Annotated in this window: 1 pseudogene; it reads right to left on the reverse strand. The window is 68.4% G+C overall.

The features are described 5' to 3' along the window. A pseudogene (locus ACZ2XM_RS15525) lies at positions 1 to 272 on the reverse strand (hypothetical protein); the annotation flags it as partial.

Raw genomic sequence — 272 nt, forward strand, 5'->3', positions numbered from 1 at the left:
GGTAGACGTTCGCACCGAGGTAGCCGAACTTCGCGGCGTCCTTCACGCGCCCGGTGAGGTCGGCGAAGCCCTTGTCGAACTCGTGGTTGCCCACGGCGCTCGTCTTCAGGTCGAGCGCGTTCAGCACGTCGAGGGTGGGGACGTCGCCGGCCGAGGCCGAGGCGAACAGGGAGGCGCCGATGTTGTCGCCGTCGGAGAGGAAGAGGGTGTTGCCCTCGCCGCCCTCCGCGCGCAGCTTCTCGACAGTGCCGGCGAACTTGACGGTGTTGCTG

This window comes from Psychrobacter sp. CoH-33_TS_01, from assembly GCF_058189395.1.